This is a genomic window from Dolichospermum lemmermannii CS-548 (genome assembly GCF_028330815.1).
GTDB classification, from domain to species: Bacteria; Cyanobacteriota; Cyanobacteriia; order Cyanobacteriales; family Nostocaceae; genus Dolichospermum; species Dolichospermum lemmermannii.
In genome coordinates, this window is the sequence record NZ_JAQMTJ010000112.1 from 1 (window position 1) to 11,185 (window position 11,185).

Sequence of the window (11,185 nt, forward strand, 5' to 3'; positions counted from 1 at the left end):
ACCAATTACCAATTACCAATTACCAATTACCAATTACCAATTACCAATTACCAATTACCAATTACCAATTACCAATTACCAAATTGTGAATCTACTCCGTTTAATCCCAATTTTTGATAATTCCGTTTCTACTTGGGGACTAGAAGCCCGATTATTACGCTGGCTAACATTAACGTGGATGTTTATTGGCTTAATTATCCTCTTTTCCGCATCCTATCCCGTTGCTGATGAACGTCAAGGTGACGGTTTATATTATTTCAAACGGCAAATTCTTTGGGCTATAGCTTCTTTAATTATTTTCAACATCATTGTTAATTTGCCATTGCGGAAAATTTTGGGAGTATCTCATTGGTTTTTAATATTTTTCCTGATGTTAATTTTTCTGACCTTAGTACCAGGATTAGGAAAAAAAGCCTTTGATGCTGCTAGGTGGATATCCATTGGACCAATTCCTATCCAACCATCAGAATTAATTAAACCTTTTCTAGTTTTACAAAGTGCGACACTTTTTGGAAAATGGGAAAAACTGCGTTGGGGAATTCGTTTATCTTGGCTGGGTGTTTTCGGTCTTGTCCTCTTAGGAATTCTTGCCCAACCTAACTTAAGTACAACAGCACTTTGCGGCATGACAATTTGGTTTATTGCCCTAGCAGCAGGAATACCATATAAATATTTGGGAGGAACAGCCTTTGGTGGGGTAATGTTAGCAATAATCAGTATTAGTATCAAAGAATATCAACGCAAACGCATTATGTCCTTTATGAATCCTTGGGCTGATGCCACAGGAGATGGTTATCAGTTAGTACAAAGTTTATTAGCTGTAGGTTCGGGTCAAACTTCGGGGGTTGGTTTTGGACTTTCTCAACAAAAGTTATTCTATTTACCAATTCAAGATACTGATTTTATCTTCGCCATTTTTTCGGAAGAATTTGGTTTTATTGGCGGTATTTTACTATTACTAATGTTAGCAATATTCGCTACTTTAGGATTAATTATTGCCCTCAAATCCAAGAATCTGACATCTCAATTAGTGGCAATTGGTGTAGTAGTTGTTATGGTTGGGCAATCATTATTACATATTGGCGTAACTACAGGCGCTTTACCAACTACAGGCTTACCTTTACCCATGTTTAGTTATGGTGGTAATTCAATGGTTGCCAGTTTGATATCTTCTGCTTTATTAATTCGCGTAGCGAGGGAAAGTAGTGAAGCCGACGTAGTTCCATTACGAAAAACACTATCTGAAAATCAGACAAGAAGACGATTTTTTTAGTATTGGTATTCTGCGCTTCTTTAAATCAGCAGGATTTTACTCGTGACTCTTGCTGTAATTCAAAATCTCAAATTTGTTAAGTTCATGAATTTTAATGATAACACTGCAAATATTTGTGATATAAATATAAAATACGGTATTCCTACTTAAAAACCGTAGATTATTTGCAGAGGTGTAGCACCAGTGGGTATAGTAGTTGAAAACGTCTCTAAACAATTTGGTAGTTTCCAAGCAGTTGAACAGGTAAATCTGGAAATTCAGAGTGGTTCTCTGGTGGCTTTACTTGGTCCATCTGGATCTGGTAAATCTACCCTATTGCGATTAATTTCTGGTTTAGAAACACCAGATACAGGTAAAATATTTCTGACAGGTAAAGATGCTACTGATCAAAGTGTACAAGAAAGAAATATTGGCTTTGTCTTTCAGCACTATGCTCTATTTAAACATTTAACTGTTCGCAAAAATATCGCCTTTGGCTTAGAAATTCGCAAAGCCCCCAAAAAGAAAATTCAGGGAAAAGTAGAACAGCTATTGGAATTAGTGCAATTAAGTGGATTAGGCGATCGCTATCCTTCACAGCTTTCCGGTGGACAAAGACAACGGGTAGCTTTAGCCAGAGCATTGGCCGTAGAACCCAATGTACTATTATTAGATGAACCCTTTGGCGCTCTTGATGCCAAAGTCCGCAAAGACCTACGAGCTTGGTTACGTCGTCTCCATGATGAGGTTCATGTTACCACAGTTTTCGTCACCCATGATCAAGAAGAAGCAATGGAAGTTTCTGATGAAATCGTGGTCATGAATAAAGGCAAAGTGGAACAAGTAGGAACACCCGCACAAATTTATGATCATCCCGCATCTGCATTTGTGATGAGTTTTATTGGTCCGGTGAATGTATTACCCAGTTCTGCCAAAATCTTTCAAAGTAGCGGTTTTGAATCAGCACATCCAGAAACATTTTTGCGTCCCCAAGATATCATCATTGAAAACGTTGCTAATGGAACAACAGTACCAGCTATAGTCAGCAGAATCATTCATTTAGGTTGGGAAATTCAAGTTGAATTAACCTTAGATGATGGACAAGCAATGACAGCCCATTTAACACGGGAACGGTTCGATGAACTAAAATTAGAACCCCAAGAAAAGGTTTATGTTAAACCTAAAGATGCTAAATCTTTTCCACTTTATTATTCAATTTAGGACACAGGGAGCAGGGGGAAATTTTTTCCCCTTACTACTGACCACTGACCACTGACCAATTAAATCAGAGATCTTGATTTTTCAGATGCTTTTCCTAATCCTACCAACTGGTAACTAAGATCCCACATCCGCTTGCCTTTTTCTTCGTCTCGTGCTTGGGGAGAGACTTTTTGCCCAAAAGATGCCCGATCTTTCTTTTGACGATTTCCCCAACTCCAATAAATCCCAGATTGTTTGTATTCAGGATCAGCTACTACCATAGCAACGCGCTCTCCTGATAATTCCTCGGTGACAAATCCTCCAGTAATATACCTTTGGAAAAGAGGGAAAATTTTCTGGAAGAGAGGATAGTGATTGCGGAATAAAGCCGTTGTCGCTACACAACCAGGATAGAGAGAACTGAAAGTAATCCCAGTGGACTCATGAAAACGGTTATGTAGTTCCCGCATGGTGAGAACGTTACATACTTTACTATCTTTGTAGGCTTTGACTGGTTCAAATTGCTTACCGTCAATCATTGTGATTGGATTTTGGAAACCCGCTGCAAAACCTTCAAAATTGCCTAAATCTGGACGAGGAGGAATTTTACCACCCAATTCATCTGGGTTGTGGGTAACAGTTCCCAAAATTACCAATCTTTTATCAGCGGCAGGTGATTTTTGTAAATCTGCCAGCATTAAATTACACATCAGAAAATGTCCGAGGTGATTTGTGGTAACGGTTAATTCAAATCCTTCGGGAGAAAATAACGGTTCTTTGATTAAAGGCATATAAATGGCAGCGTTGCAAACCAAAGCTTCCACGGTTTTGCCAGTCGCTCTGAAATTGTTGACGAACTGTCGAACGCTTTCTAAAGAGCCTAAATCAATTTGCATGAGTGTATAGCTATTTGCAGGCATTCCGACACTCTGGGCAGCTTTCTCGGCTTTGATTAAATCACGACAAGCCATAATAACGTGCCAGTTTCCTTTGTCAACGAGAGCCTTGGCTGCTTGCAAACCGACTCCAGAAGAAGCACCTGTGATGATTGCTGTTGACTTACGATTTTGTTCCATCTGTTGGGACTCCTTTAACTATGCGTTGATTCAAAATTAGTTTATATGATTTTAATGATCTCATACTTTTGAAACTTATATAATAATGCTCAATGAGTAGTGAACAGAATGTAATCAATCATAGATAATAACGATAAATAAACACATTTTCAAAACCTAAATGCAGGGATTTAGCATTCCTAAACCCCTAATCCTCTCCGCTGACTGTACTATTGTTATGCGAATTTAGCTAATAACTCCTCACGAGATAATTGTAGAAGTAAAGGAGTAAATTCTTCTCTACTCATGGCAATTAGAGGATTGATAATTCTTTGTAGCTGAGGATCAATTTGACCAAAACGCACTTGCAGGATACTTTCAATCATAGCGTGTCGTTCTCTTTCTACACCTGCTTGGAGTCCTTCTTGTCGTCCTTCCTGAAGTCCTACATGAATTCCTTCCTGAAGTCCTTCTTGTCGTCCTTCTTGTCGTCCTTGTTTTTTCAGTTCTTCTAATTGTTGCTGATAAATTTCCGATAATTTCATAATCAACTCCTGATCATCTTTATCAATATCTTGTTCTTGACGCTGACGAGCCGATAACACAGCAATTAGGTTATGTACTAATTGTATAATATCCGCGAGAAAAGGACTATCATTAGCCAGTGTTTCTAATTCTTCCACCGCTTGTCTTTGCGCTTTTCCTTTTCCTAAAACCCTCAAAAACAGTGTTTCTGGTGTAATAGGGAGTTGGTGAATGGCAATAATGATGGTTTTGAATCCTTCTCCAAAAAAATAAATCCCTTTTCCCCAGTTTTCTTCATCCGTAGTCCCATTAAAACTGGCTAGGAGTTCTATTGATGCTGTCGGAGTAAAAATCCACAGACGAGGTAATTCTGCTTCATTTATTCGCGTATTATTGCGGTTAGATTGCCGTTCTAAGTCAGCATGGATGTCAAATAATTTACCCATACAACTGCGAATTTCACTTTTGCTGACAGCATTGCGAAATGGTTCAAATATAGCATATTTTGTGGCCATTCGCCCTAGTAATCCGAGTGTTTCTAGGCTTTGTGTGGGTTGAGGTGAGGGGATAAATAAAACGTCAATTTGTCTAACTTCTGCGGTGATATCTTTGCTGGTTTCTACTTGTCCATAAGGTGTTAATAGTTCCGTGAGATATTGCTTGGCGAATTGGTCATGTATAAAGCGAGTCATTTAATTTGATTTTGACTAATACAGAAATATTAATTTAACATTCTTTGGATCATGATGATTCCCATTGAGAATATAGGGGTTGACGATGTAAACCCCTACAAGTGAAAAACTAAGCCATTTTAGGTTTTTGTAAATGCCAATTAGTTGATTGTTCATAGGCATAAGCTACTTGGAAAATTTGCTCTTCTCCTAGCACTTTACCAACTATTTGCAGTCCAATGGGTAAACCTTTACTATCAAAACCGCAAGGTAAACTGATTCCTGGTAAACCAGCTAAATTAGCAGGAATAGTCATTAAATCATTTAAATACATACTCAAAGGATCAGTAGTTTTTTCTCCGGCTCGAAATGCGGTGGTAGGTGCAGTGGGAGAAATTAAAACATCTACTGTTTTAAAAGCTTTTTCAAAGTCTTGTTTAATGAGAGTGCGGACTTTTTGTGCTTTCAAATAATAGGCATCATAATAACCAGCGGAAAGGGCATAAGTACCAATCATAATCCGGCGTTTGACTTCCGCCCCAAAACCTTGAGAACGAGTTTTGGTATACATTGATAAAAGATTGTCCGCATCAGGGGAACGCAACCCATATTTAACGCCATCGTAACGCGCCAAGTTAGCTGATGCTTCCGAGGGGGCGATAATGTAGTAAGTTGGTAAACCATAGCGGAAACTGGGACAGGAAATAGGATGAATTTCTGCACCTAATTCTTGAAGTTGTTCAATGGCTTTGGTGACAGCGGCTTCTACTTCTGGATCTAAACCTTCACCAAAGGTTTCTGTAATGACACCAATTCTCAATTTCTTCCTAACTTTGAGATCCGGTTTTAAACTAGCCGCATAGTTAGGAATGGCAACTTTGAGACTGGTAGAGTCTTGAGGATCATAACCGGCGATCGCACTCAATAATATAGCTGCATCTTCTACACTGCGTCCAAATGGTCCAATTTGATCTAAAGACGAAGCATAAGCCACCAAACCATAACGGGAAACTAACCCATAAGTCGGTTTCATGCCCACAACACCGCAGAAGGACGCAGGTTGCCGAATTGAACCCCCTGTATCCGAACCCAGGGAAACCACACATTCATCGGCTGCTACGGCTGCTGCTGAACCACCGGAAGAACCACCAGGAACACGGGATAAATCCCAAGGATTAGCGGTAACTTGGTAAGCGGAGTTTTCAGTAGAACTCCCCATAGCAAACTCATCTAAGTTGGTTTTACCTACCATGACACCCCCAGCGTCAGCTAGTTTTTGGGTGACGGTGGATTCGTAAGGTGGTACGAAATTTTCCAAAATCCGGGAAGCGCAGGTGGTGACTATCCCCTTGGTACACAAATTGTCTTTAATGCCGATGGGAATCCCCGCTAAGATGCCAATTTCTTCTCCAGCAGCGACTTTTGCATCTACAGCTTGAGCTTGTTTTAAGGCTTGTTCTGTCGTGACAGTGAGGAAACTGTGCAGTTTTGGTTCTAACTCTTGAATCCGATTTAATGCTTCTTGGGTAATTTCAACGGCAGAACGTTCTTTACTAATTATCTGTTCGTGCAACTCGCGGATGGATGCCATAATTGTTCTCTTTATGATTCAAGTCATTGATTTTAGCATTTACAGGGCTGGGGATTGGGGAATTTGCGTCTGAAGTTACAGGAGATTTTTTGTCTCACGCAAAGGCGCAGAGGCGCAAAGAGAGTTTTAAGAGTTTAGTTATAGTAAAAATATTACTTTTAAGAGAAAGTGAAAATCTGAATTTACTTGTTTTTAATTCTGATGCTGAGAGGATTACTCAATGGATACCTTAGATAATTATCGCCGGGTTATTAAAGAAGTGTTAATACCTTATACACAAATTCCTTACTCCTATGGAGTAATTGAATGTAAAACAGTTTTTGATGATGAAAATGATAGCTATTTACTAATAACTATTGGTTGGGAAGGAGCGAAAAGAATTCACGGTTGCTTAGTTCATCTTGACATTATTGATGGCAAAATCTGGGTACAAAGAGATGATACAGAAGATGGTGTTACTTATGAATTAGAAGCAGCGGGAATTCCTAAAGATAAAATTGTTTTGGGTTTTCACCCACACAATGTTAGGCAACATACGGGATATGCTGTAATTTAAGCGCGATAGCGAAGCGCTCCGTAGGAATCGCCGATCTCGTAGGTTGGGTTAAGGAACGCAACCCAACATTAATATTGCTGTTATTGATATTTGTTGGGTTTCATTTTATTCAACCCAACCTACAGCGCTAAACCGATTATTGCCCTAATTACAAAAATATTGGTAACATGAAGGCTTTAATCAAGTTATGAGATTAAAAAAATAGATTCCGATTATTTTACAGATGAATGATCATTAAAGATTATATAATGAACATATGAAAATAAACAATTTAAAAGCTGTAGAATTATTTGCTGGTATCGGTGGTTTTCGCTTGGGTATGGCAAATGCTAATATTGAAACTATATGGGCTAATGATATCAATGAATTGAGTTATCAAGTTTATGAAAGTAATTTTGGGAAAGATTCTCTAGTTTTAGGTGATATTAATAAAATTCCTATATTAGATATACCCAATCATGATATTTTAACTGCTGGTTTCCCTTGTCAACCATTTAGTCCTGCTGGTAAAAAATTGGGTGTGAGAGATAGTGTTAGAGGCACTTTATTTGAGCGTATTGTAGAAATAATAGATAAAAAACAACCGAAATATTTTTTCTTAGAAAATGTCAAACGACTTTTAACAATGGAAAATGGCTATCATTTTCGAGTTATTTTAAATGCGCTATCAGAATTAGATTATTTTATAGAATGGAGAATTATTAGTCCTATTAGCTTTGGTATTCCTCAAAATAGAGACAGGATTTTTATTTTTGGGACTAAGTTGAATTCAGTGCATATAAATTCTCAACTTTTACAAAATACATCAGTTTTCTTAACTCAACCAGATTTAACTGATTTAGAAAATATAGAAGAATTACTAGAAAAAGATATGATGCCTATAGTTGCAAATAAAGGTAAGAATTACAATTGGGGAATTGCTTATAAAAATAAAATGTTAACTTTGAGTCTTCCTACCTTACCGGATATCAAACCTAGACAAAAATTAAAAGATATTCTCCAAGATGATTTAATGGTAGATACTCAATTTGATTTTACATCTGATACCTTAGAAAGAATTAAGCAAAGTAAAGCAGTAAATCGTTATTGTCAGGGTGTAGAATTATTATATAATCAAGATGGAGGCGCAAGATTAGGTTATACAATATTTGGAATTAATGGAATTGCATCAACATTAACTGCTTCGACATCAAGACATTATGAACGTTATCAAATAGGTGATAAATTTCGGCGTTTAACTAATATTGAATATGCTAGATTGATGGGTTTTCCTGATGATTGGTGTCGAATAGCGAGAATTTATGATCAATATGCTTTATTTGGTAATGCAATTGTTCCTGCTTGTGTAGAATGGGTATGTCAAAGAATTGGTAAAAGAAATATTGAATTTACTAAATCTTCGTGGCAACAATTAAGTTTGGCTATTTAATTTAAAAATGGAATTACTAACACTAGAATCTTTAAAAACGGCAGCACGTAATTTTTGCTCAGAATTAAGTGTAACACAAATTCATAATTTGTACGGAGTTACAGATGGTAAAGCAGTCGGAACTTATGTTGAGTCTACTTTTAATCAATATTTGTCCTCAAGATATGAATATACCCTTGGTAGTGCTGCGTTAGGTATAGATTTTCCGGGACTAGAAGTAGATTTAAAAGTAACATCTATTAAACAGCCTCAGTCTTCCTGTCCATTTAGAAATGCAAGTCAAAAAGTCTATGGTTTAGGATATAACTTATTAATATTTGCATACGAAAAAATTGATGATCATAGTTCTCTAACTGCCAATTTAAAATGTCAGAATGTCGTTTTTGTAACTAAAGAAAGAACTGGAGACTATCAAACTACCTATGGAATTAAAGAAATTATCCGCCGCAATGGCAATAAAGATGATGTGATAGCTTTTTTAGAAGAACGTAATTTTCCCTTAGATGAAATTGGACGCGACGCACTAGCAAAACGCATTTTACAATCACCTCCAGAAATAGGCTATCTAACAATTTCTAACGCTTTACAATGGCGGTTGCAATATAGCAGAGTTATCCAAGTTTCCACAGCAGGAACAACAACAGGGATAGAAAATTTATTAGTGTGAAAATTTTGTGTTACTTAATTGGAATATGAAATTTAAAAATTTAAAATCTCCAACTTTGCGGCTTTGCTCCTTTGCGACTTTGCGCGAAACATAATTCATACCGCTAATCACCGACAAATTAAAAATAATGTATAATAAACTATTCATATAATAAATCCTAACTAACTTAATTTTGTAACTAAGACCATGCACAATTCCGCTGAATTCCAAGACGCTTATGATGTAATTGTCGTCGGTGCAGGTCACGCCGGTTGCGAAGCAGCACTGGCTACTGCCCGCCTCGGTTGTCGAACTCTGCTATTGACCCTAAATTTAGATAAAATCGCTTGGCAACCTTGTAACCCCGCTGTGGGTGGACCTGCCAAGTCCCAATTAACCCATGAAATAGATGCTTTAGGTGGGGAAATTGGCAAAATAGCAGACCGGACATACCTGCAAAAACGCATCCTCAATTCTTCACGGGGTCCTGCGGTATGGGCATTACGGGCGCAAACTGATAAGCGGGAATATGCGGCGATAATGAAGGGAATTGTCGAAAATCAAGAGAATTTGACAATTCGTGAAGCCATGGTGACGGATTTAATCTTAAATGATAGTAATGAAGTTATTGGCTTAGAAACTTATTTTGGCGTATCTTTCCACTGTAAAGCGGTAATTCTCACCACCGGCACATTTTTAGGTGGTAAAATTTGGGTGGGAAATAAATCCATGGCCGCAGGACGCGCAGGAGAGTTTGCAGCGGAAGGTTTAACACAAACTCTCAACCGATTAGGATTTGAAACCGGGAGACTGAAAACTGGCACACCGGCACGGGTTGATAAGCGTTCCGTTGATTACAGTCAAATGGAAATTCAACCGGGTGACGAAGCTGTGCGGTGGTTTAGTTTTGACCCCCAAGTGTGGGTAGAACGGGAACAAATGCCTTGTCACATGACCCGCACCACTAAAGAAACTCATCGTTTAATTCGGGAAAATTTACATCTGTCGCCAGTGTATGGTGGGTGGGTGGAAGCAAAGGGACCCCGCTATTGTCCGAGTATTGAAGATAAAATTGTCCGCTTTGCCGATAAGGAAAGTCACCAAATCTTTATTGAACCGGAAGGAAGGGATATTCCTGAATTGTATATCCAAGGGTTTTCCACTGGTTTACCTGAAACTTTGCAAATTTTGATGTTGCGGAGTTTGACAGGTTTGGAAAACTGTGTAATGTTACGTCCGGCTTATGCAGTAGAGTATGATTATTTGCCCGCGACTCAGTGTTTTCCTACATTGATGACTAAGAAAGTCCCCGGATTATTTTGTGCAGGACAGGTAAACGGGACTACAGGTTATGAAGAAGCTGCCGCTCAAGGGATAGTAGCGGGAATCAATGCAGCGCGGTTTGTGCGGGGTGAAGAAATGATTATTTTCCCCCGTGAACAAAGTTATATTGGTACATTAATTGACGACCTGTGTACGAAGGATTTACGAGAACCTTATCGAATGCTTACCAGTCGCTCAGAGTATCGGTTATTACTGCGTTCCGACAATGCTGATCTGCGTATGACACCTCTGGGACGGGAAATAGGTTTAATTGATGACCGGCGCTGGGACTTGTATACTCAAAAACAAGCACAAATTACTGCGGAGAAAGAACGCCTACATTGTACTAGAATAAAGGAGAATGAGCCGGTGGGGCAAGTGATCGCTCAAGACACCCAACAAGCAATTAAAGGCTCTATTACTCTTGCTGATTTACTGCGTCGTTCAGGTATCCATTACATTGATTTAGAACGTCACGGACTCCATAACCCCAACCTCAAACAAGCGGAAAAAGAAGGAGCAGAAATTGATATTAAGTACGCGGGTTATTTAGCAAGACAGCAACACCAAATTGACCAAGTTGCCCGTCAAGCAAATCGCCAGCTACCTGGTGATTTAAACTACTCAACCATTGAAACTCTCTCTAAAGAATCTAGAGAAAAGCTGAACAAAGTTAAACCCCTCACCATTGGACAAGCTGCGAGAATTGGGGGAGTTAACCCAGCCGATATCAACGCCCTGCTGATATATTTAGAAATAGCTAAAAACAAGGCTACTCCAGCGATTTCTCAGTAAGTAAGTAAGTAGACGAAAATAAATCAAAGTATATTAAGTAATGTAAAAAATCTGGAGATGATTTCGTAGTGAGGGCTTCAGCCCTCAAATGAGGAATAAATTCCTCACTACAAACTTTGAATTATTCAAGCCGTTCTACTTA

Annotated in this window: 10 protein-coding genes; 7 read left to right on the top strand and 3 right to left on the bottom strand. The window is 38.4% G+C overall.

The window, feature by feature from the left end:
• Window positions 1-85 precede the first annotated feature (85 nt).
• Window positions 86-1,273, top strand: coding sequence for an FtsW/RodA/SpoVE family cell cycle protein (locus PN450_RS07605; protein WP_148763946.1), 1,188 nt, complete (start codon window positions 86-88; stop codon window positions 1,271-1,273).
• 183 nt (window positions 1,274-1,456) lie between these two features.
• Window positions 1,457-2,473 (top strand): sulfate/molybdate ABC transporter ATP-binding protein, encoded by a 1,017-nt coding sequence (locus PN450_RS07610; RefSeq protein ID WP_015078462.1) that lies wholly within the window; start codon window positions 1,457-1,459, stop codon window positions 2,471-2,473.
• Between the two features lie 59 nt (window positions 2,474-2,532).
• Here the strand turns inward: PN450_RS07610 and PN450_RS07615 are convergent, their stop codons facing one another.
• From PN450_RS07615 to gatA, 3 genes are all read right to left on the bottom strand, one after another.
• Window positions 2,533-3,528 (bottom strand): protochlorophyllide reductase, encoded by a 996-nt coding sequence (locus PN450_RS07615; RefSeq protein WP_148763948.1) that lies wholly within the window; start codon window positions 3,526-3,528, stop codon window positions 2,533-2,535.
• Window positions 3,529-3,743: 215 nt separating this feature from the next.
• On the bottom strand, window positions 3,744-4,724 hold the full coding sequence (locus PN450_RS07620) for a FliH/SctL family protein (protein ID WP_271835902.1): 981 nt from the start codon (window positions 4,722-4,724) through the stop codon (window positions 3,744-3,746).
• A gap of 109 nt (window positions 4,725-4,833) precedes the next feature.
• A complete protein-coding gene (gatA, locus tag PN450_RS07625) occupies window positions 4,834-6,294 on the bottom strand; it encodes an Asp-tRNA(Asn)/Glu-tRNA(Gln) amidotransferase subunit GatA (RefSeq protein WP_148763952.1) in 1,461 nt (486 codons plus the stop codon).
• A 26-nt stretch (window positions 6,295-6,320) separates the two neighbouring features.
• Between gatA and PN450_RS07630 the strand changes: the two genes are divergently transcribed.
• The 5 genes from PN450_RS07630 to mnmG all read left to right on the top strand — a co-directional run bounded on the left by PN450_RS07630 (window position 6,321) and on the right by mnmG (window position 11,043).
• A complete protein-coding gene (locus PN450_RS07630) occupies window positions 6,321-6,527 on the top strand; it encodes a PDDEXK family nuclease (RefSeq protein ID WP_210422204.1) in 207 nt (68 codons plus the stop codon).
• The gene (locus tag PN450_RS07635; RefSeq protein ID WP_148763954.1) at window positions 6,515-6,850 is read left to right on the top strand and encodes a XisI protein; all 336 of its coding nucleotides are present in this window, start codon (window positions 6,515-6,517) and stop codon (window positions 6,848-6,850) included. The genes PN450_RS07630 and PN450_RS07635 overlap by 13 nt, the downstream gene beginning before the upstream one ends.
• A 256-nt stretch (window positions 6,851-7,106) precedes the next feature.
• On the top strand, window positions 7,107-8,279 hold the full coding sequence (locus tag PN450_RS07640; RefSeq protein WP_271835903.1) for a DNA cytosine methyltransferase: 1,173 nt from the start codon (window positions 7,107-7,109) through the stop codon (window positions 8,277-8,279).
• A gap of 7 nt (window positions 8,280-8,286) precedes the next feature.
• Window positions 8,287-8,946 carry a type II restriction-modification system restriction endonuclease gene (locus PN450_RS07645; RefSeq protein ID WP_271835904.1) on the top strand — a complete coding sequence of 220 codons (660 nt, stop codon included), beginning with the start codon at window positions 8,287-8,289 and terminating at the stop codon, window positions 8,944-8,946.
• 186 nt (window positions 8,947-9,132) lie between these two features.
• Window positions 9,133-11,043: a tRNA uridine-5-carboxymethylaminomethyl(34) synthesis enzyme MnmG gene (gene mnmG, locus PN450_RS07650; RefSeq protein WP_271835905.1), complete on the top strand. Its 1,911-nt coding sequence runs from the start codon at window positions 9,133-9,135 to the stop codon at window positions 11,041-11,043.
• The last annotated feature ends 142 nt before the right edge of the window (window positions 11,044-11,185 follow it).

Coding starts and splice junctions, on each gene's coding strand:
- gatA (WP_148763952.1), bottom strand. CDS start 6,294: ATGGCATCCATCCGCGAGTTGCACGAACAGATAATTAGTAAAGAACGT.
- mnmG (WP_271835905.1), top strand. CDS start 9,133: ATGCACAATTCCGCTGAATTCCAAGACGCTTATGATGTAATTGTCGTC.
- PN450_RS07615 (WP_148763948.1), bottom strand. CDS start 3,528: ATGGAACAAAATCGTAAGTCAACAGCAATCATCACAGGTGCTTCTTCT.
- PN450_RS07640 (WP_271835903.1), top strand. CDS start 7,107: ATGAAAATAAACAATTTAAAAGCTGTAGAATTATTTGCTGGTATCGGT.
- PN450_RS07620 (WP_271835902.1), bottom strand. CDS start 4,724: ATGACTCGCTTTATACATGACCAATTCGCCAAGCAATATCTCACGGAA.
- PN450_RS07635 (WP_148763954.1), top strand. CDS start 6,515: ATGGATACCTTAGATAATTATCGCCGGGTTATTAAAGAAGTGTTAATA.
- PN450_RS07645 (WP_271835904.1), top strand. CDS start 8,287: ATGGAATTACTAACACTAGAATCTTTAAAAACGGCAGCACGTAATTTT.